Raw genomic sequence first — 24930 nt, 5'->3', positions numbered from 1 at the left:
TGTCGGCTCCAGGAGATGAGCCGGGAGGAGAGATGATGACTATTTGGTCTCGGACTGCTGCGGCTTTCGCCGTTGCTTCGCTAACTCTGGGCTTTGCCGGCCAGTCTCATGCGACCGTATTCGCGGCTTGGCAAGTGGCCAATGTCCCGTTCGGCGACACGCTCAATGTACGCAAATACCCTTCGGGCACATCCCAAAAGCAGGCGGGATATCCGAACGGTACCGTTCTGCAGATGACCGGGCGATGCACCGGCGGAATAAACCTGCTCGACATCGCCAACCAGCCGGCATGGAAGCAGGCACAAAAGATTCGCTATCGCTGGTGCGAAGTCTGGCATGATCCGGTCCAGAACGGCAATTTCGTCACCGGCTGGGCCTATGGCAAATACATCATCCCGCATTGATTGACGCGGCAGCAATCAGCCGATCGGTCGGATGACTGGCATGTCGCCTGATTGCTTGTGTATGACCACGGCAACCTGTGGTTTTGTGGGCAAATGCGAACAACCAATATTTCTCGAGCGATAGCCAAGCAAGATCAAACATTAAAACCCGTTTCGTGAGTTGCCACGAATGTAACGGCGATCTGACGTTGCGTCAGCTGCCGCCGACGGGAACGCGAAATATCGATAAATTACACAATGCACGAAAGATTGAAGCTGATCGCGGAACATTTGATCAATATCGTTCAATATAGCGCGAGGGGTGAATTGACTTACTTGGTCTGCACGCTCATTGATGTGCCCGCGACACGAATCGTAGAAACTCTACCTGCACAAAATTCGTGCGATGCCCTGCTTGTAAAAAAGGGCGCAGATCGATGTAACTCTTGTTGGGGACCGAAGACCATGGATATTGTCGAAACACCTTCCAGAAACAGCGATGCGCTGATCGAATTGACCGCCGATGTGGTGGCCGCCTATGTCAGCAACAATCCCGTGCCGGTCGGCGAACTGCCGAACCTGATATCCGATGTCCATGCCGCACTCGGGCGTGTGGGCGGAACCGCCGAACAGCCGCCTGCCGACAAGCAGAAGCCGGCGGTCAACCCGAAGCGGTCGGTTCATGACGACTACATCGTCTGCCTTGAAGACGGCAAGAAGTTCAAGTCGCTGAAGCGCCACCTGATGACCCACTATGACCTGACGCCGGACCAGTATCGCGAAAAGTGGAACCTCGACCCGACCTATCCGATGGTTGCACCCAACTATGCAGCTGCCCGGTCCCAGCTCGCCAAGAAGATGGGTCTCGGCCGCAAGCGCAAAGCGCGGTAATCGCTGCCAGCCAGATCGGATCGACATCAACGGCGCCTTCAGGCGCCGTTTGATTTTTGCGAGCCGCGACGCGCGGATCGGGTCGGGAAGCGTCAGGCGGTCTGCTTCAGCGCTGCCTCGGCGTCGCGCTTGATGCGCTTGACCATCGAGCGAAGGCCGTTGGCGCGCTGCGGCGACAGATGTTCGTCGAGGCCGAGTTCTTTCAATGTCGCTTCCGCATCGGTCTTCTGGATTTCGCTGGCGGTCCTGCCGGAAAACAGCGCCAGCATGATCGCGACCAGCCCACGCACGATATGAGCGTCCGAATCGCCGGTGAAGGTGATGACAGGATCGGCTCCAGCTCCGCGTTCAGTGGTCAGCCAGACCTGGCTGACGCATCCCGGCACCTTGTTGGCGGGGCTGCGCTGCTCGTCCGGAAACGGCGGCAACGCCTCGCCGAGTTCGATGACATAGCGATAGCGGTCTTCCCATTCCTCGAGGAACGAGAAGTCGTCGCGGATCGTCTGGATCGTGGTGGTCATGTCTGGGATATAGTCACGCGGCGGCTCCGCGTCACGGAAAAAACAAGGACACCGCGGGCGTCGAGAGGGCAGACAGTCCGCGGTGCGCCGTCGAAACGGCTTAATTCTGAGGCGGCAGGTTGACGGTCTCGGGCAAGACGATTCCTTCGGGCAGGCTGCCGGTCATCGTCGACGTGTCGGGGCCGGCGGCGGACTTGTCGTCCATCATCGCTGCCGCGATCTTGGCGGTCTCCTTGGCGCGGGCGGTAATGGTGTGCATCGCCGACTTGCCGGTCTCGCAGACATCGGGTTTGCGTTCGCAAATGCCGGCGATATCGCCAACCGCTTCGCGTGCCGCAAACAAGGCCTGGATCGGTCCGACGCTTTCATGCCCCGCTTCATCGGGGCCGACACTCAATGGCAGCGCCAGCAGCACCAGCGAAAACCAGAAAGCCATTCTTATGAGGAAGACCATGCCCTTGCCCTCTCGTCGTGACCGGATCATGCATCCATATGGCATGACCTCTTTTGTAGGCAGGATTTTGGCACACAGGCGCAAAGGACGGCTTGCGGGCAAAGAGAGAATTTTCCTCAAATTTTAGGCAAATTCGAAACGAACCGTTCTGCAATCGACTTGTCTCAAATCCGAGCAATTTTCCTTAACAACAAATAACCATATATCCCCATGATTTCCCTGTGTTTTTCTTGAAATAGGGAAGTCCAGGTGCCGAGTGCGCCCGGCCGATGGGTGCAGTCGGCGGATAACTCTCCGTTTACTATGGCTGCATTTGTCCGTGCTTTCGGCCGCCGGCATCCCGATATTTGCCGCAGGCCGGGCCCTGGTCGGCCCTGCCTTATCCATTCCTTAAACGCTGGATGCGAGTTTCAAAGCCAACCAGAACCATCTGCAAAGCAGAGCTGTCCACGACAAGTGCGAGTGCGTTGAGTTGAGTTCAATCAAGGCCAGATACGTTGAATTGCCTGGCGCGATTTCGGCCGGTTGCGAACGTATGGTCCATCCGTCCATCCTTGGGCGGAGCGACCGCGAGCGCCAGCGCCGCTTTATCGGCGTCATGCTCGCCGCTCCTTTCTTTGTCGCCGGTGCCGCGGTCACGCTGGTTACTTCAGGCATGGGCGTCGCCGTCACCATGGCCGCCATCTTCGCCGCCTTTGGCCTGTGCTGGTTCGTCGCCTTGCTGGTAGCGGCGACCGGCAAGATGGCGATAGCGAGTTGGGTCGCCCTGGTGCTGGCCGGCATTTCTCTCGGCAGTCTCATTGCCGCCGCGGGCGGGCTGAGTTCGCCTGTCGCCATGCTTGTCGTGGCGCTGCCTTTTGAAGCCTGGTGGATCGGCGCTTCGCGGCGCGCGGCACTGTGGGGAGCCGTGTCGGCCGCTGTAGCCATCTTGGCTCAGCCTTTGGCTGGAACCGTATTCCCGTTCGCAGGAGCGCAGATCGCGGCGTGGCACTGGTTGGTGCCGTTGGCCTGGACGCTCACACTGATCCCGCGCGCATCGGCATTTCAAAACACGGCCGATGCGGCTGATGTGCTCGACACTGCCGACCGGCTCGAAGACATCATCGATGCGGTGGTCTTGCGCGTCGCCCGTCATGGCGAGGTCCTGGACGCGTCGCCAAAAGCGCGCACGCTTTTGAAACTGCCGCCCGAACTGCTGTCCGGAAACGGCCTCTTCGATCGCGTCCATCTGTCGGATCGCGTTTCCTATCTCAGCGCAATGGCCGACATGCGCGACGGCGCACTGTCGCGCCGGCTCGAATTGCGCATCCGGCTGCCTCAGAATGGCAATGGCCTGACGGCCGACAATTACCGGCCGTTCTCGCTTGATCTCGTGCGTGGTGAGGAACAGGGTGATGTCTTTACGTTCGTCCTGAGGCAGAATGACGAGATCGCCCGGTTGCGCGAGGATCTGGCGGCAGCCAATGAGGCGGCCGCGTCCGCCGAGGTGGCGAAGGGACGCTTCTTGGCGGTGGTCAGCCACGAACTGCGCACGCCGTTAAATGCCATTATCGGCTTCTCGGATATGCTGCTGCATGAGATGTTCGGCGCCTTCAAGGATCCGCGCCAGAAAGAATATGTCGGCTTGGTACGGGATTCGGGCCAGCATCTGCTCGCCGTCGTAACCTCGATACTCGACGTGTCCAGGATTGAATCGGGCGTCTATGCGACCGAACCCGAGCCGTTCCGGTTCGCGGAAGCGGTCGACATGTGCCAGTCGATGATGCAACTGCAGGCGCACGCCAAGAACATCGATCTGCAGGCGCAGATCGCGCCGGACGCCGGCGACATCAATGCCGATCAGCGCGCCGTGCAGCAGATGCTCATCAACCTGGTCTCCAACGCGATCAAGTTCACTCCCGACGGCGGCGACGTCGTCGTCGGCGCCAAGCGGATCGGTTCGCGCCTGCATTTCTGGGTCAGGGACACCGGCATCGGCATCGCCGAGGAGGATTTCGCCAATCTCGGCAAGCCCTTCATGCAGATCCAGAACGACTATACGCGCCGTTTCGAGGGGACTGGTCTTGGCCTTTCACTGGTCAAGGGCCTGGTGGCGCTGCACGAGGGCACGATGTCCATCGAAAGCATGCCAGGCGAGGGCACCACGGTGACCATCAGCCTGCCGGTGAACGGACCGAAGGGACATCAGGCGGAGAAGACCGGCGTGCTGACCATGCCTGTGGCGATGGCGAAAGGGGACAGAGATGGCTCGCTCCGCAAAACCGGCTAAGGCGGTCAAGCGCCGCAGCAATGCCTTTCAGGACGGCGCTGTCGCCGTCGGCGGCATGATCTCGCGCAATCCTGTCCTGGTGGGCGGCTCGACGGCGTTCCTGGTGACGCTGTTCTATGTCTCCGCAAATGCCTTGTGGTACCAACCTTTCCCGCATGCCGGCGCATTTTTTGCGACCCGCAGCATTGCGGGCTTTCCGCACGCGACGCCCGACGAACCGGAGACGACATTCAACATCGTGCGGCCATCCGGCGCGCCGGCACCGATCAAGGGCGATCCGGTTGTCGAGCAGGTGCAAGGCATATTGAAGGATCTCGATTTCTATTCCGGGACGGTCGACGGCATTTCCGGACCCAACACCCGCAAGGCCATCCAGGACTATCAGCAGAAGGTCGGGCTCAATACGTCCGGCGAGATCGACGCGCTTCTGCTCGATCAACTGGGCGCGACGCCGAAGACAGCTTCCGTCGTGCCCAGACCGCAGCCGCGCCCGGATATGCCGGCCGCCGTTCCGGTGTCTTTGCAGACAGGTTCGGGACAGACAAATTCCGGGCAGGCGGATGCCGCGACGCAAGCGCCCGATGCCCGCATCGTCAAGATCCAGGCCGGGCTCAAGGCGTTCGGCAATGACGACATGCAGCTGGATGGTGTCGTCGGCGCGCGCACGAAGGCGGCGATCAAGGAATTCCAGTCGCTGTTCGGGCTGCCGCAGACCGGCGAGCCCGATGAGATCGTCTACGTCAAGATGCGCGAGATCGGCCTGACCAACTGACGGCCGAAACGACGGCTCGCCGAGCGGCGGAAATATCGATAGAGAACCGGCAGTTTCGGGAGCTCTCTCATGCGCGTCACATCGGATCTGTGGGTTTCGGCCCTGTTGCGCCGGATTTTCGGCGCCGGTGGATTTGCCGCCGTGGTCAAGCGTGGCGCGACCGAGGCCGGCGCTGTGTTCGTGCTGGCGCGGGGCAGGCTGGGTGAGGTTGCCCTGTTCGGGCCGGCGCCGCAGACAAGCTATGATTCGGCCAAGCCCGACGACCGGTTTTTCACTCTGCTCGGAGCTGGTGACGATCCCGCGGTGCTCGAAGCCAGGCTGGAACGGGAGAAAAAATTCGATCCCGACATCTGGGTGGTCGAAATCGAGGCCGGTGCCGTGCCCGTCGAGGAGCTTATTTCCGTGAAGACGCCCTGAGGCCGGAAGAAGCCGCCGCATCGTCGCTGTTCGAAGCGGTGCGTGTATCGCTGTTGGCAGGTGCTGCGCCGCGAACCACCCTTGAAAGGATTTCCGCTCTCCACGACCGCATCTTGTCCTGGGCCGCCTCGCGATGCAGCAGCCGGTAGCGGTCGAGGAAAGTCCGGATAGCCTGCGGGTGCGGGAACTGGCTGGGATAGACGGCAACCGTGACCAGGAAGGCCCTGTCTTCGCTGAGGTCGAGCGAGCGCAAGGCGACAAGCAGCGAGGCATAATTCTGGTTGGCGGTGAGCGATCGCGCGATCTCGAAATCGATGTCGAGCGCATCGGCGAGCGCGGTCTGGAAGAACGCGGCGTTTCCCGTCAGCGCTGTCTCGCGCAATTTCATATAGGTGTCGGCGCCCTTGAAAGGCTCGGCGGTCGCTGTCTTCTCGTCGCCGGTGCGCATCATCGAGCGCAGCCTGCGCCGTGCATTCTCGGCCGCGATGCCGAGTGTCTGTTCCCGGGCTGGCTCGCCGGAGGCGGTATCCGCGCTCGCTGGCGCGATCTTGTCTGCCCCAGCGGCGTTCGCATCCGGGTCCGGCGCGCGCACCAGGGTTGGCCTCTCGAGGGCCCTGATCAGGTCAGCAATGGTCGGGTTCAAGCCCTTGCGGCGCGCAATGGCACGCGCATGCGGCAGGCCATGTCGCCCGATCAGGGCGATGAGATCGATGTCGCTGACGGCGCGTGAGCGGATGAGCAACGGCGCGGCAATGTCGACCGGTTCCTCGCAAAGACGGCGCACCAGGGCGGCGGGTGCGTATTCGCATTCGGAAAGGGCGGCTGCCACGTAACGGCGGGATTCGACGGACACGTCATTGAACAGCGGCAGCGTCAGGTCTTCGAGCTGGCCGATCTCGCGGCGTGAAGGGCGGGTGAGCGAGCAGAACGCCGACACCGCGGCGCGGAACAGCCTTTCGGCCTTTCCCGAGTCTTTTCGTACCGCGATTTGCCTGAAGTCCGAAGATGACACGAAGGATACGCCCGTACTCGACACAAGCTTGGCGCGCTCCACCGGGACTATGTCGGTTTCGCGAACGCCAAGAACAAAGATCAAGTTAGCGACGATCCGTTAGCGTTCCGTTAACCCTCTGCCGGCCTTAATGACATTTGGAGGCGTTGCGTTGTGCTCCGGGGAAACCGAGAGGAATGCGCGAACCATGGGCATGGTACTGTCTTTCGTGCCGCGTACGGCACCAAACACCAGAGCAAAGCAAACCGCCGAAATGCCGGCGGCGGTGATCATCTTTCCCGGCATCCGCTATGAGCGGTCGCATGCCGGCGAAGTGCGGCCGGTCGATCCCGACAAGACGGGGTCGCCAGGGACGAAGCCGGTCCCGCACCACTGAGTTTCGGCGGCCACGGACCTTTGGTCCGGGATCATGTCTAGTGCATGTCGCCCAAAAGTGACCTCGGTTTTGGAGAACGACATGCATGAAAACAAAGACCTAAACCGGGTCGTCTGAATCCGTTCAGACGCGACACGCTCTAGAAGTCCTGCAACTCACAGGAACTCTGTTCGAAGAAGCGCGACACGATCGGCTTCCAGCTGTCATCGGGGACGAAGGCACGGATGACGAAGATGCCTTCCTCGATCGGCGCTTCGACGAAGATCGCCCCCTGAAGATCCTCTGGAAGGTCCTTGCGCACGTCGATCATCTGCGCCGGCGTCAGCACCACGGCATCCAGAACGCCGCCGGTCGCTGTGTGGTCGTTGAAGGAATAGATGTTGTGGCCGCTGCGATCATAGACCGACACCGACCAGAACGGGACATGTCCAGGTGCCTTGACGCGGACCAAACCTTCGCCCAGGTCGAACCGGCACGCCGTTGCATAAAACAGCGGGTCGACGGATTTCACCACGGGCGCCCCACCGGCCTCGGCATCGAGCCGCGTCATCTTGTAGAGATCCGAAGCCATTGACAGCCGCGACCAGGCGTCGCGTTCGGAAAATTCAGGCACCAGAAGCAGCACGGCGATGTGCACGATGCCGGCGCCGAGCAGGCCGAGCAGGACGGCATGCAGAAGTCTGCGCATCGCCGCATAAAAACTACGCATTGCAGCCGACCTTGACGATCCGCGGCAGCGAGACGTCCGACAGGCCCGTGCTGCTGGCGATTGGCGTGTCGTAGAAGGTCAGCACGAAATACATCCTGCCGAACCCGTCTGTCAGCAGCCAATTGCCGGGCATCGGGTGATGGCCGGCGGAAATGATCACCGAATTGTCGGGCTGGCGCACCACCCCGTAGGATTGCAGCGCCGCCAGCCGTGATTTGCCGGTCTCGACCACGCTGAGCGACTGGTCGGCGGCGTAGAACGTCCAGAACCGCGCCGTTGGAAATCCGCCCTCGATGGTGTAGGTGCATTCGCGCTTGAGCTCGGCGCCGCCCGTGTCTCGCTCGGCGACGAAGGACAGCCCCTCGGCACGGCCGAGTGCAAGCACGCCCTCGCGCGCCACGCGAGCCTTGGAATAAGGATCGGCGGACGGCGTGCCGATATCGGGAAAGGCTGTCCATTGACCGATCCGGATGGCGCCGACGCCATCCTGGACTTTCAGCGCATACCAGACGCTGCCGCCACCGCCGATGATGGCTATGGCAAGCGAAAGCAACGTCAGGAAGGCAGTTTTGAGCATGAAGGGCCGGGGACACCGAAGAGTTGCCGCTCGGGGATATCGCGGCGCAGGGCCTTGTGGCAAGGGGGCCGATGTAGAATTGCAGCCGCCTCTTCCTTCCCCCCGCGGGAGACGGTGGCCGAGCGAAGCTCGGTCGGATGAGGGGTGTTCCAGGCGCGCCATCACAGCGCCGACAGCGTCTCCGGCGGTTGAGGCCTATTGAGGACGGGCGCCGACTGGAACAGGCTGGTCATGTCCCGCAGCGTCTGCGTCGTGCGGCTGGACAGCACCGGCGGCCGTTCGGCGGCTGCATCAGCCACCGCCTGCGCGTCGCTCTTCTTCTGTGCTTCCTCGGCCTTGGCAGCGATCTCCTCGTCGACGAAGGGCTTGTCGATGCCCGGGATCGGCTTGAGGTCGATGTTCTGGTGCGCATAGACCATCAGGCGCTGCCATACCATCGCAGGCAGCGAGCCGCCGGTCATGTTCTTGGTCGGCGTGAAATCGTCATTGCCCATCCATACTGCCGCCGTGTAGTTGCCGGTGAAGCCGACGAACCAGGCGTCGCGGTAGGATTGCGTCGTGCCCGTCTTGCCGGCGACGACGATGTTGGGAAGTTGGGCCCGCCGCGCCGTGCCCATCACCGGTACTGCCGCCAGCATGGTGTTCATCGATTTCAGCGCCTGCTCCGACAACACCCGGTGTGGCGGCGGCGCATCCTTGGCGAAATCATAAACCACCTCGCCGGTGCGGGTGACGAGTTGGCTGATGCCGTGCCGGAAGCCGACGAAACCGTTGTCGGCGAACACGCTGTAGCCCGTCGCCTGGTCCATCACCGTCATGCCCGAGGTGCCCAGCACCATCGTCTTGTGCGCTTCGAGCGGCGATTCTACGCCCATCGCCTCGGCCATGGCCTTGATCGGCCCGATGCCAAGGTGATCCTTGGCCAGCCGAACCGGCACGGTGTTGATCGATTTGGCCATAGCCATGATCAGAGTTACATTGCCCGCCGATCCGCCGCTGTAATTGTGCGGCGACCAGGACCCCCAGCTGATCGGACCGCCGGAGATGATGGAGTTGGGCGTGAAGCCGTGTTCCATCGCCGTTGCATAGACATAGGGTTTGAATGACGAGCCGGTCTGGCGCAGCGCCTTGGTGGCGCGGTTGAACTGGCTGGCGCCATAGTCGCGGCCGCCGACGATGGCGCGCACGGCGCCGTTGGTCTCGATGACGACGACGGCACCTTCGGTGACGTTGTACTCCTTGCCGAACTGGCGCAGGTGGAACTCCACCGATTCTTCCGCTGCCTTCTGGATGTTCGCGTCGAAGGTGGTGTGGGCAACAAGCGAGTGCTGGCCCGGTTTGGCGATCTTCTTGACCTCGTCGAATGCCCAGTCGAGGTAATAGTCCGGACTTTTCTGCTCGCCGCGGTCGACGACATCGGCCGGATGCAGCCTTGCCTGCAGAACCTGCCCCTCGGTCATGAAGCCGGAATCGACAAGGTTGGACAGCACCACATTGGCGCGTGCGCGCGCTGCCGGCAGGTTGATGTGCGGCGCATATTTGGTGGGCGCCTTGAACAGCCCGGCCAGCATCGCCGCCTCGGCGAGGTTCAGATCCTTGACGCTCTTGCCGAAATAGAAATCGGCGGCCGCCTCGATGCCGAACGTACCGCCCCCCATGTAGGCTCGATCGAGATAGAGCTGCAGGATTTCCTTCTTCGACAGATTGGCCTCGAGCCACAGCGACAGGAAGGCTTCCTTGATCTTGCGCTCTAGCGTGCGCTCATTGGTGAGGAACAGGTTCTTGGCCAGCTGCTGGGTTATGCTCGAGCCGCCCTGAACGACGGAATTGGCCCGCACATTCTCGAAGATGGCGCGGGAAAGGCCGAGCACATCGATGCCGTAGTGATCGAAGAAGCGGCGATCCTCGGTAGCAAGCACCGCCTTGATGACGTGATCGGGCATCTCGTCGACCGGCACAGAATCGCGCTGGATGATGCCGCGCTGGCCGATCTCGTTGCCATAGCGGTCGAGGAAGGTGACGGCGAAGTCGCCCTGGGCGCGCCAGTCGCCGGCCGTATCCTGGAAAGCCGGAATGGCCAGCGCCAGCATCACCACGATGCCGCCGGCGCCGAGCGTAAAACCTTCGCTCAACACTTCGATGATGCCACGGCGCCAGCCGTTGACGCGGAAGCGCCGCGAGAAGATCGTCGCCGATTCCCAGAACTGGCGCGCCTTGAAGCCGATCTCGTAGAGCGAGGAATCGATCCACGCGTCGAGCGCCAGCAGCCGGGCGGCGATCGGACCTCTTCTCTTGCGCGGTTCGGGACTGGCCATTCGGAATCCGGCTAGCAATTGCACGACCTGAGTACCGCAAACCGGCAATTTCAGGGCGATGCATTCCGCAAGACTATTCCTCCATTTTTCCAGCACTCACAAGGGCAGCGAAGACACAGTATCGGGTTTGTTGCTGAGGGGCGAGCCGGCTCAGGCCGGTTCGCGCTTCAGCGCCTGCGCCATGCAGTGGATGCCGCCGCCGGTCTTCGAAATCTCGCTCATGTCGACGGCCGCGACCTCGAAACCGCGGGCCTTGAGCTGGCCGATCAGCGACTGGCTGGAGGTCGGCGCGATCACGCGGTCCTTGCCCAGCGACATGAAGTTGCAGCCGAGCGCCATCGTGTCCTGGAACGGCACGTCGATGATCTCGTGGCCTTTGCCCTTCAGCCAGTCGACAATGCCGGGCTCGGTGCAGGCAAGGCAGACGGCGGTCAGTTTTTCGGCGATCGGCACCACCATCAGGTCGATATGGACGTAATATTCGTCGATGAAAGCGATGCGGGTTTCCCAGCCTTCCTTGTCGAACCAGGCCTGCACCTGGCGCGCACCTTCCTCCTGCGTGCGCGCGCCGCCGCAGCCTATCAGCACGACGCCATCCTCGATGACGTTGAAGTCGCCGCCCTCGAAGGTACCAGCCGTGACCATGTCGTAGATCGGGATGCCGAGTTTTTCATAGGTGCGGATCGCGGCATAGTTCTCGCCGCGCCGCCACCAGTTGGCCATGGCGGTGATGAAGGCGCCGTAGGGCGTCATGACGCTGGAATCGCGGGAATAGACCTGCATCGGCAGCTCGGGCGTCGGCTCGTGCCAGTGGATGTTGACGCCGAAATGCTCGTAGGCGGCGACCAGGTCCTTGTGCTGTGCTTGTGCGATCTGGACGTTGCAGGGCGCCTCGCGCAGGTGCTTGCGCGACAGCGAGCTGGTCGAGAGATGACGCAGGAAATTGGGCGAACCGAGCAGGACGTCGGTCAGCACGTCGGTCTCGTTGGCAAACCCCCAGGCGGTCAGCGGCTTGGTGCCGCCGGCGGGGTTGCGGCGCTGCAGCGAAAACGGCTCGGCGACAATGCGGTCATGAACGGTCATGGGATGCTCCTCGTGAGGTGACTTGGGGGTGTCTGATTGCTCGGTATCCACCAGTCGCGTCCACGCGGGGTGGTGACATATTCTGGCCAGCGAAACCCGATCGGCGGCTCGTAGTCGCAAAGCGGCGCGATCCAGTTCGAACCGCCGATGCCGCCGCCGGTGCGGGTAACGAACTCGTCCATCGCCGCCTCGCGGGCAGTCTGGTCTTCCAGCAGGCGAAGGGCGGCAAGCGCAATCGTGCGGGAGGCGCAGGCCACCATCGGGTCGATCGTGGCCGAAATACCGCCCAGCGCATTCATCACCCAGGCTGGATAGGGATAGCCGGTCTCCGAACGCAGCGCCGGGCGGGCGACATAGAAGCGCGCCGTCGGCGTGTGCCAGCTCATGTCGGTGTAATCGTCGGAGGTCGAATTGACCTGCGAGGGCGGCAGGTCGCGGCGCAGGATCGCTTCCGCCGCCTGCGGCTCGATCAGGCGCTCCAGCTCTTCGATGAACGGCTCGTCGCTCGCCATGCGCCCGGCATTGACCTGTATTTCGCGCGCGACTGCCTTGGCGTCTTCGTCCCAGCGCGGCGGCCCGACCGTCGACAGCGCTTCATAGGCGATCTCGGCCATGGCATGATTGGCAAGTCCCGGTCGTGACTTCGACACCCAATGCCGCTCGGTGCGGCAACCACTCATCGCTGCCGCCGCCTCGGCATTGCGGTCGAGCACCGCGGTGACCTGCTCGGCCATGGCAAGCGTCGGCACGCGGATCATGTACTGAATCTCGGCCAGCCCCGCCGGCAAATTGTCGGCGGTCGCTTGCCCCGCCGTCAGGATCGCCTCGCTGATCGACCAGCCGCCCTGGTGAGGCAGCATGGAATCGCGCAGCGCCTTGGAGGCCATGTACATCATCATCAATGCGTCGTTGGCGCCGGGCGCGCGCGCCGCCGAATGTGCTTGCGGAATGGGTGCAGCGCCCGCAGCCAGCGCCCAGCGCTCCGGTTGGTCGCAGATGAAGCGATAGATCATCGCGTAGGCCGCGCCGCAATGCGTGTCCCAGCGCGCCGTGTTGCAGAGCGGCAGCATGTAGAACGGATGAAAGGAGATCATGCCGGCAAGGCCGTCATAATAGCCCTTGGCGGCATGGATCGGCTTTGACCCACGCACCTTTTCCGCCGGCTCGCCGGTGAAGCGCAGCGTGCCTGATATGCCGTGGCGCTGCATCGCGGCCTTGGTCGCCAGCAGCCCGCCGAGGCTCGAAATACCCAGCCCGGAATGCGGGTCGGTGTGGCCGCCGGCCTGGTTGCCAAGTCCCCGGCGCGGACGCTCGACCGTAGCGGCATCCTGGCAATTGCCCGGCACCGCGTCGTATTCGGCGTACATGCCGATGGTCGGGCCGGGGCCGTTGGTCCAATGCGCGCAGAAGGCGGTCGGCATGCCGCCGGAGCCTTCTTCGACAGAAAAGCCTTCGAGTTTCAGTCGCTCGACATACCAGGCGGCGGATTGATATTCCCGCCACGCGGTCTCGCCGTAATCGAAGATGATGCGTGTCCACGCGGACAACAACGGCTGGATGCCGTCGAGACAGGCAAGGGCGGTTGCTTGCGCCGAGGTGGCCACCGGTTTCTCCATGGCATGAGAAGAAAGCAGTGAAGCGGTTCGCTAAAAAGTGATATGTTTTCCCGGTTCGTGCAAATTCGGTTCACCTGAGGCTCCTTGCGTATACCATCCACACAAGCGCTGCGTGCGCTCGACAGCTTCGCCCGCCATGGCAGCGTCTGGCGCGCCGCCGACGAGTTGCACCTGACCCGCAGCGCCGTGAGCCATCAGCTTCGTCTGCTGGAGCGCGATCTCGGCTTCGACCTGCTCGAACGCATCGGCAAGGGCGTGGCGCTGACGCCGCGCGGCCAGCGCTACGCCAGCGACGTGCGCAAGGCGCTCACCGTTTTGGGCGATGCGGTGACGCGGGACGCCGGCACCGGCGTCGGCGGCTCGTTTGCCGTCAGTTGCACGCCCGGCTTCGCCTCGCTGTTCTTGTGCACCCATATCGGCGAGTTCCGGCAGATGTATCCTGACGTGGCGCTGCGCATCCTGACGCCGCGCCGGCTCGACGATGTCAGCAACGCAGATGCCGATGCCTTCATTGCGTTTGGTGTCGGCAATTGGCCGAACCGGGCGGTCGAGCCGCTCTGCGAAATCTCGTTCACGCCGCTCTGCAGCCCGACGCTGCTCAACAAGGTCGGCGGGTTTTCCCGGCCGTCGGACGTGCTACGCGCCAACCTGCTGCATCTCGACGACACCGAGGATTGGGCGCGCTGGCTGGCGCTGTCCAAGGTGGAAAACCCCGACATTGAGGGCGGCATCTTCTTTTCGGACATGAACCTCGTCTTTTCGGCGGCTATTGCCGGCCAGGGCATCGCCATGGGCGACGAACTGACCAGCCGGCGGGCGCTGAGCGAGGGCCGGCTGGTCAGGCCGTTCGACATCGCGATCAAGTCGCCGCGCTCCTATTTCCTGGTCTCCGAACACGCCAAGGCCTCGCATCCGGTGCTGGAAGCGTTCGCGGGATGGCTGCGGTCGAAACTCCAGGAGAACCGCATTCTGCCGTATTGAGGGCAAGGCGGCGCCATCTCGCCATAGATGAATGGAATTTGCCGATCACGCGAAAACTATTCGGTTGCGGTGAGCCGGCACCCTGCCTACGATTTCGACAAGCGTTAGGGAAAGGGCAGTATGCAGCAACCCGGCCGTGCCGCAGAGATCAAGGCAATCGGGATCGGCAAGAGCTTCGGCTCGTTCCGTGCGCTGGACAATCTGTCGCTCGATATCGGCCGTGGCGAGTTCCTGACCCTGCTCGGGCCGTCGGGTTCGGGCAAGACCACCTTCCTGATGATCCTTGCGGGCTTCGTGCAGCCGACCGAGGGCAAGCTGTTCAGCGACGGCGTCGACATCACCGACCGACCGGCAGAGCAACGGGCCGCCGGCATGGTGTTCCAGGGCTACGCGCTGTTCCCGCATATGAGCGTCGAAGCCAACATCGCCTTCCCACTCAAGGTGCGCAAGAAACCGGCCGCCGACATCAAGCGCCGTGTCGGCGAGATGATCGAGCGCGTCGGTCTCAAGGGCCACGAGAAGAAACTGCCGGCGCAACTGTCGGGCGGCCAGCAGCAGCGCGTGGCGCTGGCCCGTGCGCTGGTGTTCGAACCTGGCGTGCTGTTGCTCGATGAGCCGTTCTCGGCGCTCGACAAGAGCCTGCGCGGCCAGATGCAGGCCGAGATGAAGCGGCTGCACCAGGAAACCGGAACCACTTTCGTCTTCGTCACCCACGACCAGAGCGAGGCGCTGGCGCTGTCGTCGCGCGTTGCCATCTTCAACCACGGCAAACTGCTGCAGGTCGGAGCGCCCGACGAAGTCTACGACCGGCCGGACAACCGCTTCGTCGCCGAGTTCCTCGGCGAAATCAACATGCTGCCGCTGAAGGGCGTCAAGCCTGCCGGCAATGGCTCGACCGGCCTGTGCGAAGACCGCGCGGTCAGCATGGGCTGCAAGGCCGAACTCGTGCGCGGCGATGCCATCCTGGCGATCCGGCCCGAATACATGTCGATATCGGGCGAGGCGGCGGATGGCGAGAATGGCATCGCCGCTACCGCCACCAACTCCACCTATCTGGGCGCTGCAACGCGGCTCGACCTGACGACACGGCAAGGCGCCAAGGTTACCGTGTCGGTGCCGAACGAGGTGGCGGCCGCAGCGCTCAGCAAGGGCAATTCCGTCTGGCTCACCTGGCCGGCGGAAAAGGGTTTCCTCCTTCCGCATGGAGGGCAATGACGACGGTGTGGCGAGATATCGCTCCACCGCTTTCCGGCACTATCAACAACAAAAAAGGGGAACTGACATGACACATGACACCAAAAAACAAGCCGTCGAGAGCCTGTCCGCCAGGGCAGGTCGCGGCGAGATCTCGCGCCGGCAGTTCACACAGCTGGCGGCACTCGTGCTGGCTGGCGCGCCGATGCTGCTGCGCTCGACAGGTGCCTTTGCGCAGGCCAAGGAACTCGTGCTGGTCAACTGGGGTGGCGATGCCATCACCGCCTATGATGCCGCCTATGGCCAGGCCTTCACCAAGGACACCGGCATCGCCGTCAAGATGGACGGTTCGGGTCCGACTGAAGGCGCCATCGCCGCGCAGTTCAAGAGCGGCGCGCCGACCTGGGATCTCGTCGACGTAGACCCCTTCTCGGCCATCACGCTCGGCGCCCAAGGGGCTCTCGAGCCGATCGATTACAACATCGTCGACAAGAAGAAGATGCGGCCCGGCTTTGGTTGGGAATACGCCGCCTCGACCTATTTCTTCTCCTATGTCATTGCCTATGATTCCGAGAAGTACGGCAAGGACGCGCCGACCGGCATGGCCGATTTCTTCGACGTGAAGAAATTCCCCGGCAAGCGCTCGCTCTACAAATGGGGCGTATCGAGCTGGGAAGCAGCACTTCTGGCCGACGGCATCGCGCCGGCGTCGCTCTACCCGCTCGACCTCAAGCGCGCCCATGACAAGATCGCCGCGTTCAAGGAAAACGTCGTTGCCTATTGGGGTGGCGGCGCCGAAAGCCAGAGCGTGCTGCTCAATGGCGAGGCCTCGATGGCGATCGTCTGGTCGACGCGCGCTTCGCTGATCGAGCAGGATTCGGGCGGCAAGATCAAGTTCATCTGGGACCAGGGACTGATCTCGCCCGGTGCGCTGGCCGTGCTCAAGAACAACCCCGGCGGCAAGGACGCTGCGATGAAGTTCATCGCCAGTGCCCAGGACCCTGAAAAGCAGCTGGTCATGTTCGACAAGCTCGGCCAAGGTCCTGCAAACCCGGCGGCAGACGCGCTGATCACGGCCGACAAGAAGCGCATCAACCCGGTCGATCCCGAGAACATGAAGAAGCAGATCGCGCTCGACATGGACTGGTACGCCAAGAACTACGGGCCGGCGCTCGACGAATACACCAAGATCATCTCGGCCTGATCAGGGCCGGGGTAATCGGGTCAATGAGATCCTATCTCTCCGACAGGATGGGCGCGGCGCTGTTGATGGCGCCGCTGCTCCTGTTTCTTGTCCTGGCCTATGCCTGGCCGTTCCTTGGCGTCGTCAAATGGAGTTTTACGCTGCCGACGCCCGGCCTCGGCCAATATGAGGCGCTGCTCACTGACGATCTGGTGCAGTCGGTGTTCATCCGCACGCTGCGCATCGCGGCGGTCGTCACCGTGGTTTCGGTGGCCGCTGCCTACGCCATCACCGTCGTCTGGGTGCGTGGAACCCCGGCACAGCGCCTGATCGCCGAGTTCTGCATTCTCGTTCCCTTCTGGATTTCGGTGCTGACCCGTGCCTTCGGCTGGGTGGCGCTGCTCTCCAATCGCGGCCTGATCAACACGTGGCTGCAGGCGATCGGCTTCATCTCCGAACCGCTGGCGTTGGTGCGCAACGAATTCGGCGTCATCGTCGGCATGACGCACTTCCTCATTCCTTTCGCCGTTTTTCCGCTGGCATCGGCCATGCGCAGCCTCGACGACCGCGTGCTCCTGGCGGCGCGCGGGCTCGGCTCCAGCCGCATGCGCACCTTCTGGACGGTGTTCGTGCCGATGACGCGCTCCGGCATCATAGGCGCGGCGATGATCGTTTTCGTCTTCTCGCTCGGCTTCTTCGTCACGCCAGCGATCCTTGGCGGCGGCCGCAGCGTCATGATTGCCGAGCTGATCTATCTCAGGATATTCCAGAGCCCGGACTGGGGCTTGGGTGCAGCGATCAGCGTCGTGCTGGTGCTGTTCGTCGGCGCGCTGATGGCGCTCTTGTTCCGATATGTCAGACCGAAGCAGTTGATCTGATGCCGACCTACCGCCCCGGTCCCGTCTCGCTGATCATCGCCGCCTTCGTGGCGCTGTTCCTGCTGATGCCGCTGCTCGCCGTCATCCCGGTGTCGCTGACGCCGAGCCGCATGCTGGCCATGCCGTCGGGCGAACTGTCGCTGCGCCATTACCGGGCGCTGATCGAAGACCCGCGCTGGCTCCAATCGATTCTGCTCTCGATCCGCATCGGTGTCGTCAGCAGCGCCTTTTCAACTGTGCTGGCGCTGTGCTTCAGCCTTGGCGTCTGGATGTTCCAGCCGCGCTTCACCGCGGCCCTGGTCGGCTTCGTGCTACTGCCGATGGTGGTGCCGCCGGTGGTCTCGGCGATCACGCTCTACTTCTTGCTCACCTCGATCTCGGGCTTCAGCGCGTTCTTCGGCTACGACACCTGGCTGGGCGTCGCCATGGCCCATTCGGTGATGACCGTGCCCTTCGCCACGGTGCTGATGCTGGTCTCGCTCAGCCAGCTCGACCGCCGCATCGACCTTGCCGCGCGGGGCTTAGGGGCCACTGTGTGGGAGCGCGCCACCCGCATCATCATGCCCAACATCAAGTTCGGCATCGTCACCGCTGCACTTCTCTCCTTCGTGCTGTCCTGGGAAGAAATCGGCGTCACTTTGTTCATCACCTCTGTCAACGCCATCACGCTGCCGCGGCTCATGTGGATGGGCTTGCGCGACAACATCGACCCGGCGATCGCGGCATTGTCGGTGATCCTGATCATCATCACCGTGCTGGTGCTGGCGGTGCGCAGTTTCGTGGCCAGGCAGCGCGGAGCCTAGACAAACCTCACCGAGACGCGGCCAAACCTGCCTAGATCGCCGATGACTTCGTCGCCTGCCTCGACGCTTATCGGTGTCACGCAGGTGCCGGTAATCACCACCTGTCCCGGCTGGAGCGCTATGCCCAGGCCCGACAGTTCATTGACGATCCAGGTAAGCGCGATGCGAGGATCGCCCAATACGGCTGCTCCCGATCCGCTATGTTGCGACCTTCCGGAAACGGACGCGATCACGGGGTGCTTTGCAAGATCCACGTCATGCCAGTCGTCTTCCGCCGCCTCGCCGATGACAAACAGATTGGCGCAGGCATTGTCCGCAATGAGCTGCGGCGCCCCGACGGCGCAGAAATCGTCATACCGTGAGTCCGGGATTTCGATCGCCGGGTGCAAGCTCGCCACGGCTTCCATCGCCTCGGCGATTTCATAGGGTGCCGGACGAGGCGGCAGCTCGCGGCCGAAACGGAAAGCGAACTCGATCTCGGCCACGCGCATCTTGCTCGTCGCCAGGGAAACGGTCCCGCCGATCTCCACCGCTTTCTCGGCCAGGAGACGTCCGGCCATGGGGCCGTCGACATTGATGTGCCTTTGTCCCGCCAGACTGGTCGCGGCAATCTTCCAGCCGAAAAGCGGAGCCGCCGAGCGATCCATGACATGCGACTGGACAGCGTAACCTTCGAGCCGTGTTTGTGGGCGCAACGCCTCGGGTATGGCGTCGAGACGGGTGCCCTTGTCCCAGTGGCCTACCAACAACCGCGACGCAGCCTTGGTCTTTTCTGCATCGAGCATCATCAGCTTCCGAAATTGCTTCGTGGATCAAAAACGGCAAGGAAACATTGCGTCATGCGACGCTGTATGGAGCGAGAATATGTGACCAGGAATCGAGAGTCCATGTTCACGGCGTGGTGCCCGCGACGGTGGTCTTGGCAAAGCCGCCCTTTCGAGATCATCGGCATCCATCATTCCGATGACGAATCGCCATCGCCTCTGCGCGTCGAATGGCTATATCTGTCAGAACACGCAGAACGCGGACAGCTTCCGAAAAGCAACAGTCGGCAGCGCAGGAACCGGAGGAAAAGACGATGACCGCGTCCGGCGATTTGCAGCAGGCATTGTTCCAGAGATTGAGAAGCGATCCATCGCTGTCGGCCTTGCTGGGCGGCGCCGGACTGCTCGAACGGCCAGCCGACAACGCCGCTTTTCCGTACGTGACCTGCGGCCATACCTCCGCTTTCGACTGGGATACGGGCATCGAGAACACTGACGATCAGTTGATTACGCTGCATGTCTGGTCGAAAGCCCATGGTGATGCCGAAACGCTAGCCATCATGGCCGCCATCCAGGCGCGCCTTGCCGACGCAGCATTGGTGATCGGCCCTCGCGGCCAGACACGACTGTCGCTGGAATTTGCCGAAGCCCGCCATGACGAGGATCTGCTCGTGCATCACGGGCTGCTGCGTTTTCGCGCGATGACGCAGGAAAATGCCTGATGCGCTTTCAATATGGTCAAAACGGAGTCTAGACTGGACTTTCGCGGGATTTCGCCTGTTCGAGGCGGTGAAATTCCAGGTTGACTGTCTCGCGTTGCAGGGGTGTGACGAGGATGTTTTCAGCGGCGTTCACCGTTCATTTCACGTTCAGCACCGATGCGTTACAACGCCGGTCATGAAAACGCTTCGCTCCCACTTCCGAACCGCGACACTGGCGCTTTGTGCTGCCGGACTGTTTGCGTCGCAGGCGATGGCGATGCCGGTCATCGCGCCGCCCGATCTTGCCAGTCCGATCGTACTGGCGGCCTCCGATTGCTACGCCATCGGCCAACAGGTGGCTGAGCAGAATGGCGGAACGCTGGCCAAGGCCTCGCAATCGACGCGCGGCGGTCAGCCTGTCTGTGTCATCGTCGTGCTCGTTCCGGGCAAGGACGGACAACGTCCGCGCCGTTCCGAGATCGTCGTTCCGCTGAACTGATCCAATCAACCTTAGGCCACGTTTCCCAGGCCGCCGGAATCGGCCTATATCTGCCCCAGTTTTCAATCCTACAAAGCTCTTCCATCCGACAAAGCTCTTCAACAGGTATCGAACTCCGCATGCGTGTACTGGTCGTCGAAGATGACAAGGATCTCAATCGGCAGATATCGGATGCGCTGGTCGATGCCGGCTATGTCGTCGACCGCGCCTTCGACGGCGAGGAAGGCCATTTCCTCGGCGACACCGAGCCCTATGACGCGGTCGTGCTCGATATCGGCCTGCCGCAGATGGACGGCATCAGCGTGGTCGAGCGCTGGCGACGCGGCGGCCGCAAGATGCCGGTGCTGATCCTGACGGCGCGCGACCGCTGGAGCGACAAGGTTTCCGGCATCGATGCCGGCGCCGACGACTACGTCACCAAGCCGTTCCACATCGAGGAGGTGCTGGCGAGGCTGCGGGCTCTGATCCGGCGCGCTGCCGGCCATGCCTCGTCCGAGCTGACCTGCGGACCGCTGCGCCTCGACACCAAGGCCTCCAAGGCCGATGTCGGCGGCGTGCCGCTGAAGCTGACGTCGCACGAATTCCGCCTGCTTGCCTATCTGATGCACCATATGGGCGAGGTCGTCTCGCGGACCGAACTGGTCGAGCATCTCTACGATCAGGATTTCGACCGCGATTCCAACACCATCGAGGTGTTTGTCGGGCGGCTGCGCAAGAAGATGGGCATCGACATGATCGAAACCGTGCGCGGCATGGGCTACCGCATGCGTGAGCCGGAGGCGTAACTCGGAACCGCTCAAACCAACCGCAAGGACGCCGCTTTCGCCGCGTTTGTGGCCGCGTTCGCTGACGTTCCGCGTCATCGCCTTTTCCACGGTCTGGGCGATCGTGACGCTCGTTGTCATCTTCACCTTGATCACCACCCTATACCGCCAGGCCAGCGAGCGCGGCTTCGACAGCCTGCTTTCGGCGCATTTGTTCAACCTGATCGGTTCGATCGGCATCTCCGACAGCGGTGCGCTGACCGGCGCGCCAGATCTCGGCGACCTCCGGTTCTCGGAGCCGAATTCGGGCTGGTACTGGTCGGCTGAGCCCGCTTCGGAAGGCGTGCATGGTGATCTCCATTCGTCGTCGATGACCACGACGATCCCGTCACCGAGCGTTGCCGAGGTGCCGTTCAACGCGAGCTTCCAGCGCAGCTACGCAGCCGAAGGCATCGACGGCGAGCAGCTCGAAGTGTTCGAGAGCGAATTCGTCCTCGACGCCAAGAACCGCGCCGCGCGTTTCCGCGTCATGGGCAACCAGAGCGAACTCGAACAGGAAATCGCCACCTTTCAGCGCCGCCTGCTGACCTATCTCAGCCTGTTCGGCGTCGGCATGATTGCCATCAACGCGATCGCAATCCTGCTCGGCCTGCAGCCGCTGCGCCGGGTCAGGAACGCGCTCGCCATGGTGCGCGAAGGCACCGCCCAGAGGCTCGACGGCCGCTTCCCGGCCGAGATCGAACCGCTTGCCAACGAAACCAATGCGCTGATCGAAAACAACAGGCGCATCGTCGAGCGGTCGCGAACACAGGTCGGCAATCTCGCCCATTCGCTGAAGACGCCGCTGGCGGTACTGCTCAACGAGGGCCGCGCGCTCGGCGGCGCCAAGGGGCAGTTGATCGCCGAACAGGCGGCTTCCATGCAGAAGCAGGTCGAACACTATCTCCAGCGCGCCCGCGTCGCGGCACAACGCGACAGCGTCGTCTACCGCACGCCGGTGACGCCGCTGGTGCAGCGCATGGTGCGGGTTCTGCGGAAGCTCAATCCGCAGACAAATCTATCGCTGTCGCTGCCGGCGGCCGAGATCGTCTTCGCCGGCGAGCGCGAGGACCTTGAGGAACTGCTGGGCAATCTCCTTGAAAACGCGATGAAATGGGCAAAGAGCGCGGTGCAGGTCTCGGTCGTGCCCTTGACCGGCAAGGACGACCCGGCCGGCCTGTTCGAGATCGGCATAGAGGATGACGGTCCGGGCATTCCCGAGGACAAGGCGCGCGAGGCGCTGAAGCGCGGACGGCGTCTGGACGAGACAAAGCCCGGAACAGGTCTGGGCCTGGCCATTGTCGCAGACCTCGTCAACGAGTATGGAGGCGTTCTGGCGCTCGAACGGTCCGGTATGGGCGGATTGAAGGCGGTGGTGCGATTGCGGAGCCTTCAGTGATGTTCACCAGAGCCGATCGACATAGAGGGGCGGGAGATGTTGTTGGCGGCATGTCCATTGGTCCCGCAGCGGCCAGCGGCCAAATTTCCGACAAATATCAATACTATGGCCACGCCGACTTCTCGATGACGCGGCCCCCGGCGCATCCATGGCAGGCTCCAACTCAAGAAAACCGGTTGTTGGCATGAAGATTCGCGTCGCGCTTGTTTCCGCATTGCTGGCTGTTTCCGGCTGCACCACCTTGAGCGGCAAGGGTCCAACCGTGGCAGCGACACCGGCCTCGACACCTCCTTCCAGCGGCAAGGTCACCACGACGATCATTTCGGCGATGGGCGGCGGCCTCATCAGCGGGGCGATCGGCAACGGCCTCAGCGAGACCGAGAAGCGCAGCGCGCTCGAGGCTGAGTACAAAGCGCTGGAATACACGACCAGCGGCCAGAAGGTGACGTGGAAAGGCGCCCAGGCTTCGCGCTACGGCGAGGTGGTTCCGGCCCAGCCCTACCGCGTCGGTTCGCAGGACTGCCGCCAGTACACGCAGACGGTGTTTTCCGGCGGCGCCGGAGTCACGGCGCGCGGAACCGCTTGCCGCAACGCCGATGGCAGCTGGACACCGCTGACCTGACGACCGTCTGCCGACGATTGGCGGCTGGCGTCGTCAAAGCGTCGCAGCATGCATCTGTTGGCACGGCAGAGCTCTGCCGTTATTGGAAGAACCATGCTGTTCTGGGTCATAGCCGCCATTCTCACGCTGGGTGCAAGCCTGGCGGTGCTGTTGCCGCTGGCCGCCAGCGCGAAGGGCGCGTCGTCGAGCGGCGAACATGATCTCGAAGTCTATCGCGACCAACTGTCCGAGCTTGACCGCGACGCTGCGCGTGGCTTGATCCAGCCGGCCGAAGCGGCCGAAGCCCGCGCCGAGATCGCTCGCCGCATCCTTCGCCTTGACAATGCGGGTACCGCCGGCGGCGCAAACGCGGGCCGAGCGCCGGCCACCGCAAGGCTGGTAGCGACCGTAGCCGTGCTGGCGGTGCCGCTGGTCAGTTGGGGGCTCTATGTCAAGCTTGGCTCTCCCGACCTGCCGTCACAACCGCTCAGCGAGCGGTTGGCCAAGAATCCCGCCGACAGTTCGGTCGACGAACTGGTGGCGCGGGCCGAAGCCCATCTGGCCGCCAATCCCACCGATGGCAGGGGCTGGGACGTGCTTGCACCGGTCTATCTGCGCATGCAGCGCTTTTCCGACGCGGCGGATGCCTATCGCAACGCCATTCGGCTTGATGGCGACAGCGCCGTTCGCCAGGCAGGTCTCGGAGAGGCGATCGCCGGCGCGGCAGGCGGCATTGTCTCGGCCGATGCCCAGGATGCTTTCGAGGCAGCCCTGAAGCTCGATCCGGCCAATGCGAAGGCCAGTTTCTACCTGGCCATGGCGTTGGCGCAGGAGGGTCGCGCCAAGGAAGCGACCACGGCATGGCAGGCGATGCTGGGCAGATTGCCGCCGGACTCGCCATGGCGCGGTGCCGTCGAGCAGGCGCTGGCCAAGTCCCGCAACCCCGAAGTGGCTTCCGGCGGCGCCGCCAACGGCCCCGATGCCGGCGATATCGACGCCGCATCCTCGATGTCGCCGCAGGATCGGGAAGCCATGATCAACACCATGGTTGCCGGCCTTGACGACAAACTGCGGCAAAATCCGCACGACCCGGAAGGATGGATGCGGCTCGTTCGTTCCTATGTCGTGCTTGGCAAGGCCGATCAGGCGCGTCAGGCGCTCGGTCGCGCCATTGCCGTCTTTGGGGCCGACAGTGACCAGGCGAAGAAATTCACCGCCTTTGCCGCTTCGCTTGGGCTTGCGGCGACGGAGTAGAACAAGACATGACGCGCAAGCAGAAACGATTGTCGGTGATCGCGGGCGGCCTGGTCTTCCTGGGTGCCGCGACCGGGCTGACTTTCTACGCGCTTGGCCAGAAGGCCTCCTATTTCTACATGCCGGCCGATCTCACCACGGCAAGCGTCCAGCCTGGCCAGCGCATCCGGTTGGGTGGATTGGTCGAAAAAGGCACGATCCAGCGCGGGCAGGGGGCCACGGTCGGCTTTTCGGTCACCGACACGCACAAATCGGTCAAGGTCACCTATACCGGCATCCTGCCCGACCTTTTCCGCGAAGAGCAGGGCGTCATCACCGAGGGTAGTTTCGGCCCGGACGGGGTTTTTGTTGCCGATAGCGTGCTGGCCAAGCATGATGAGCGCTATATGCCCAAGGAGGTTGCAGACGGCCTCAAGGCCAAGGGCGTGTGGCAGGAGAGCAAGAGTGAATAGCTCCGGCAGGAGAGCGACAGTGG

Annotated in this window: 27 protein-coding genes; 18 read left to right on the top strand and 9 right to left on the bottom strand. The window is 62.9% G+C overall.

What is annotated here, in order from left to right:
- The first annotated feature begins 35 nt into the window (after positions 1 to 35).
- On the top strand, positions 36 to 404 hold the full coding sequence (locus tag LB519_RS20795) for a hypothetical protein (protein WP_013532661.1): 369 nt from the start codon (positions 36 to 38) through the stop codon (positions 402 to 404).
- A gap of 444 nt (positions 405 to 848) precedes the next feature.
- Entirely contained in the window at positions 849 to 1274 is a 426-nt protein-coding gene (locus LB519_RS20790) for a MucR family transcriptional regulator (protein WP_013532660.1), read from the top strand.
- A 92-nt stretch (positions 1275 to 1366) separates the two neighbouring features.
- On the opposite strand, the gene LB519_RS20785 is transcribed toward LB519_RS20790, so the two are convergent.
- Positions 1367 to 1795: a SufE family protein gene (locus LB519_RS20785; RefSeq protein ID WP_027162984.1), complete on the bottom strand. Its 429-nt coding sequence runs from the start codon at positions 1793 to 1795 to the stop codon at positions 1367 to 1369.
- Positions 1796 to 1895: 100 nt separating this feature from the next.
- On the bottom strand, positions 1896 to 2249 hold the full coding sequence (locus LB519_RS20780; RefSeq protein WP_024505540.1) for a DUF5330 domain-containing protein: 354 nt from the start codon (positions 2247 to 2249) through the stop codon (positions 1896 to 1898).
- 535 nt (positions 2250 to 2784) lie between these two features.
- On the opposite strand from LB519_RS20780, the gene LB519_RS20775 reads away from it, so the two are divergent.
- The 3 genes from LB519_RS20775 (at position 2785) to LB519_RS20765 (ending at position 5707) form a co-directional block, all read left to right on the top strand.
- Entirely contained in the window at positions 2785 to 4518 is a 1734-nt protein-coding gene (locus tag LB519_RS20775) for an ATP-binding protein (RefSeq protein WP_224621029.1), read from the top strand.
- A complete protein-coding gene (locus LB519_RS20770) occupies positions 4493 to 5290 on the top strand; it encodes a peptidoglycan-binding protein (RefSeq protein ID WP_013532656.1) in 798 nt (265 codons plus the stop codon). Before LB519_RS20775 ends, LB519_RS20770 begins: the two co-directional genes overlap by 26 nt.
- Before the next feature lie 69 nt (positions 5291 to 5359).
- Positions 5360 to 5707: a DUF1491 family protein gene (locus LB519_RS20765; protein ID WP_013532655.1), complete on the top strand. Its 348-nt coding sequence runs from the start codon at positions 5360 to 5362 to the stop codon at positions 5705 to 5707.
- On the opposite strand, the gene LB519_RS20760 is transcribed toward LB519_RS20765, so the two are convergent.
- Entirely contained in the window at positions 5685 to 6719 is a 1035-nt protein-coding gene (locus LB519_RS20760) for a hypothetical protein (RefSeq protein WP_224621111.1), read from the bottom strand. The genes LB519_RS20765 and LB519_RS20760 overlap by 23 nt on opposite strands.
- Before the next feature lie 187 nt (positions 6720 to 6906).
- Between LB519_RS20760 and LB519_RS20755 the strand changes: the two genes are divergently transcribed.
- Positions 6907 to 7095: a hypothetical protein gene (locus tag LB519_RS20755; protein ID WP_013532653.1), complete on the top strand. Its 189-nt coding sequence runs from the start codon at positions 6907 to 6909 to the stop codon at positions 7093 to 7095.
- Between the two features lie 139 nt (positions 7096 to 7234).
- Here LB519_RS20755 and LB519_RS20750 read toward each other — a convergent pair whose 3' ends face one another.
- The 5 genes from LB519_RS20750 to LB519_RS20730 all read right to left on the bottom strand — a co-directional run bounded on the left by LB519_RS20750 (position 7235) and on the right by LB519_RS20730 (position 13395).
- Positions 7235 to 7804, bottom strand: coding sequence for a DUF1254 domain-containing protein (locus LB519_RS20750; RefSeq protein WP_224621027.1), 570 nt, complete (start codon positions 7802 to 7804; stop codon positions 7235 to 7237).
- Entirely contained in the window at positions 7797 to 8381 is a 585-nt protein-coding gene (locus LB519_RS20745; RefSeq protein ID WP_224621026.1) for a DUF1214 domain-containing protein, read from the bottom strand. Before LB519_RS20745 ends, LB519_RS20750 begins: the two co-directional genes overlap by 8 nt.
- A gap of 161 nt (positions 8382 to 8542) precedes the next feature.
- Positions 8543 to 10696, bottom strand: coding sequence for a transglycosylase domain-containing protein (locus LB519_RS20740; RefSeq protein ID WP_224621025.1), 2154 nt, complete (start codon positions 10694 to 10696; stop codon positions 8543 to 8545).
- A 150-nt stretch (positions 10697 to 10846) separates the two neighbouring features.
- Complete coding sequence (locus LB519_RS20735) at positions 10847 to 11779, bottom strand: dimethylarginine dimethylaminohydrolase family protein (RefSeq protein WP_013532649.1); 933 nt, start codon at positions 11777 to 11779, stop codon at positions 10847 to 10849.
- Positions 11776 to 13395, bottom strand: a complete 1620-nt coding sequence (locus LB519_RS20730; RefSeq protein WP_206524306.1) for an amidohydrolase — start codon at positions 13393 to 13395, stop codon at positions 11776 to 11778. Before LB519_RS20730 ends, LB519_RS20735 begins: the two co-directional genes overlap by 4 nt.
- 84 nt (positions 13396 to 13479) lie before the next feature.
- Between LB519_RS20730 and LB519_RS20725 the strand changes: the two genes are divergently transcribed.
- The 5 genes from LB519_RS20725 (at position 13480) to LB519_RS20705 (ending at position 18434) form a co-directional block, all read left to right on the top strand.
- Entirely contained in the window at positions 13480 to 14376 is an 897-nt protein-coding gene (locus LB519_RS20725; RefSeq protein ID WP_013532647.1) for a LysR substrate-binding domain-containing protein, read from the top strand.
- 120 nt (positions 14377 to 14496) lie between these two features.
- Positions 14497 to 15591, top strand: a complete 1095-nt coding sequence (locus LB519_RS20720) for an ABC transporter ATP-binding protein (protein WP_013532646.1) — start codon at positions 14497 to 14499, stop codon at positions 15589 to 15591.
- Positions 15592 to 15658: 67 nt separating this feature from the next.
- Positions 15659 to 16774: an ABC transporter substrate-binding protein gene (locus LB519_RS20715; protein ID WP_127366760.1), complete on the top strand. Its 1116-nt coding sequence runs from the start codon at positions 15659 to 15661 to the stop codon at positions 16772 to 16774.
- 23 nt (positions 16775 to 16797) lie between these two features.
- A complete protein-coding gene (locus LB519_RS20710) occupies positions 16798 to 17631 on the top strand; it encodes an ABC transporter permease (protein ID WP_013532644.1) in 834 nt (277 codons plus the stop codon).
- Positions 17631 to 18434 (top strand): ABC transporter permease, encoded by an 804-nt coding sequence (locus tag LB519_RS20705; protein ID WP_027162976.1) that lies wholly within the window; start codon positions 17631 to 17633, stop codon positions 18432 to 18434. Before LB519_RS20710 ends, LB519_RS20705 begins: the two co-directional genes overlap by 1 nt.
- Here the strand turns inward: LB519_RS20705 and LB519_RS20700 are convergent.
- Positions 18431 to 19219, bottom strand: coding sequence for a 2-keto-4-pentenoate hydratase (locus LB519_RS20700; RefSeq protein ID WP_224621023.1), 789 nt, complete (start codon positions 19217 to 19219; stop codon positions 18431 to 18433). The genes LB519_RS20705 and LB519_RS20700 overlap by 4 nt on opposite strands.
- Positions 19220 to 19512: 293 nt before the next feature.
- Here LB519_RS20700 and LB519_RS20695 point away from each other — a divergent pair, with 293 nt between their 5' ends.
- From LB519_RS20695 to ccmE, 7 genes are all read left to right on the top strand, one after another.
- Entirely contained in the window at positions 19513 to 19920 is a 408-nt protein-coding gene (locus LB519_RS20695) for a DUF3168 domain-containing protein (RefSeq protein ID WP_224621022.1), read from the top strand.
- Between the two features lie 175 nt (positions 19921 to 20095).
- Positions 20096 to 20398, top strand: a complete 303-nt coding sequence (locus LB519_RS20690; RefSeq protein ID WP_013532640.1) for a hypothetical protein — start codon at positions 20096 to 20098, stop codon at positions 20396 to 20398.
- A gap of 119 nt (positions 20399 to 20517) precedes the next feature.
- Positions 20518 to 21183 carry a response regulator transcription factor gene (locus tag LB519_RS20685; protein ID WP_013532639.1) on the top strand — a complete coding sequence of 222 codons (666 nt, stop codon included), beginning with the start codon at positions 20518 to 20520 and terminating at the stop codon, positions 21181 to 21183.
- Positions 21167 to 22600 (top strand): ATP-binding protein, encoded by a 1434-nt coding sequence (locus tag LB519_RS20680; RefSeq protein ID WP_318011941.1) that lies wholly within the window; start codon positions 21167 to 21169, stop codon positions 22598 to 22600. The genes LB519_RS20685 and LB519_RS20680 overlap by 17 nt, the downstream gene beginning before the upstream one ends.
- Before the next feature lie 184 nt (positions 22601 to 22784).
- Positions 22785 to 23222, top strand: coding sequence for a hypothetical protein (locus tag LB519_RS20675; protein ID WP_013532637.1), 438 nt, complete (start codon positions 22785 to 22787; stop codon positions 23220 to 23222).
- A gap of 93 nt (positions 23223 to 23315) precedes the next feature.
- On the top strand, positions 23316 to 24455 hold the full coding sequence (gene ccmI / locus LB519_RS20670; protein WP_224621021.1) for a c-type cytochrome biogenesis protein CcmI: 1140 nt from the start codon (positions 23316 to 23318) through the stop codon (positions 24453 to 24455).
- A gap of 8 nt (positions 24456 to 24463) precedes the next feature.
- Positions 24464 to 24907: a cytochrome c maturation protein CcmE gene (ccmE, locus tag LB519_RS20665; RefSeq protein WP_013532635.1), complete on the top strand. Its 444-nt coding sequence runs from the start codon at positions 24464 to 24466 to the stop codon at positions 24905 to 24907.
- Positions 24908 to 24930: the final 23 nt, after the last annotated feature.

Source organism: Mesorhizobium sp. AD1-1, assembly GCF_020164655.1.
GTDB lineage: Bacteria > Pseudomonadota > Alphaproteobacteria > Rhizobiales > Rhizobiaceae > Mesorhizobium > Mesorhizobium ciceri.
This window is presented reverse-complemented; position numbering and strand designations above follow the sequence as displayed.

Bases quoted from the DNA above. Each gene is read 5' to 3' on its own strand.
- LB519_RS20710 (WP_013532644.1), top strand. From the start codon at position 16,798: ATGAGATCCTATCTCTCCGACAGGATGGGCGCGGCGCTGTTGATGGCG.
- LB519_RS20740 (WP_224621025.1), bottom strand. From the start codon at position 10,696: ATGGCCAGTCCCGAACCGCGCAAGAGAAGAGGTCCGATCGCCGCCCGG.
- LB519_RS20770 (WP_013532656.1), top strand. From the start codon at position 4,493: ATGGCTCGCTCCGCAAAACCGGCTAAGGCGGTCAAGCGCCGCAGCAAT.
- LB519_RS20755 (WP_013532653.1), top strand. From the start codon at position 6,907: ATGGGCATGGTACTGTCTTTCGTGCCGCGTACGGCACCAAACACCAGA.
- LB519_RS20785 (WP_027162984.1), bottom strand. From the start codon at position 1,795: ATGACCACCACGATCCAGACGATCCGCGACGACTTCTCGTTCCTCGAG.
- LB519_RS20715 (WP_127366760.1), top strand. From the start codon at position 15,659: ATGACACATGACACCAAAAAACAAGCCGTCGAGAGCCTGTCCGCCAGG.
- LB519_RS20690 (WP_013532640.1), top strand. From the start codon at position 20,096: ATGAAAACGCTTCGCTCCCACTTCCGAACCGCGACACTGGCGCTTTGT.
- LB519_RS20795 (WP_013532661.1), top strand. From the start codon at position 36: ATGACTATTTGGTCTCGGACTGCTGCGGCTTTCGCCGTTGCTTCGCTA.
- LB519_RS20780 (WP_024505540.1), bottom strand. From the start codon at position 2,249: ATGGTCTTCCTCATAAGAATGGCTTTCTGGTTTTCGCTGGTGCTGCTG.
- LB519_RS20685 (WP_013532639.1), top strand. From the start codon at position 20,518: ATGCGTGTACTGGTCGTCGAAGATGACAAGGATCTCAATCGGCAGATA.
- LB519_RS20765 (WP_013532655.1), top strand. From the start codon at position 5,360: ATGCGCGTCACATCGGATCTGTGGGTTTCGGCCCTGTTGCGCCGGATT.
- LB519_RS20730 (WP_206524306.1), bottom strand. From the start codon at position 13,395: ATGGAGAAACCGGTGGCCACCTCGGCGCAAGCAACCGCCCTTGCCTGT.
- LB519_RS20735 (WP_013532649.1), bottom strand. From the start codon at position 11,779: ATGACCGTTCATGACCGCATTGTCGCCGAGCCGTTTTCGCTGCAGCGC.
- LB519_RS20775 (WP_224621029.1), top strand. From the start codon at position 2,785: ATGGTCCATCCGTCCATCCTTGGGCGGAGCGACCGCGAGCGCCAGCGC.
- ccmE (WP_013532635.1), top strand. From the start codon at position 24,464: ATGACGCGCAAGCAGAAACGATTGTCGGTGATCGCGGGCGGCCTGGTC.
- LB519_RS20695 (WP_224621022.1), top strand. From the start codon at position 19,513: ATGACCGCGTCCGGCGATTTGCAGCAGGCATTGTTCCAGAGATTGAGA.
- LB519_RS20675 (WP_013532637.1), top strand. From the start codon at position 22,785: ATGAAGATTCGCGTCGCGCTTGTTTCCGCATTGCTGGCTGTTTCCGGC.
- ccmI (WP_224621021.1), top strand. From the start codon at position 23,316: ATGCTGTTCTGGGTCATAGCCGCCATTCTCACGCTGGGTGCAAGCCTG.
- LB519_RS20700 (WP_224621023.1), bottom strand. From the start codon at position 19,219: ATGCTCGATGCAGAAAAGACCAAGGCTGCGTCGCGGTTGTTGGTAGGC.
- LB519_RS20750 (WP_224621027.1), bottom strand. From the start codon at position 7,804: ATGCGTAGTTTTTATGCGGCGATGCGCAGACTTCTGCATGCCGTCCTG.
- LB519_RS20720 (WP_013532646.1), top strand. From the start codon at position 14,497: ATGCAGCAACCCGGCCGTGCCGCAGAGATCAAGGCAATCGGGATCGGC.
- LB519_RS20790 (WP_013532660.1), top strand. From the start codon at position 849: ATGGATATTGTCGAAACACCTTCCAGAAACAGCGATGCGCTGATCGAA.
- LB519_RS20745 (WP_224621026.1), bottom strand. From the start codon at position 8,381: ATGCTCAAAACTGCCTTCCTGACGTTGCTTTCGCTTGCCATAGCCATC.
- LB519_RS20705 (WP_027162976.1), top strand. From the start codon at position 17,631: ATGCCGACCTACCGCCCCGGTCCCGTCTCGCTGATCATCGCCGCCTTC.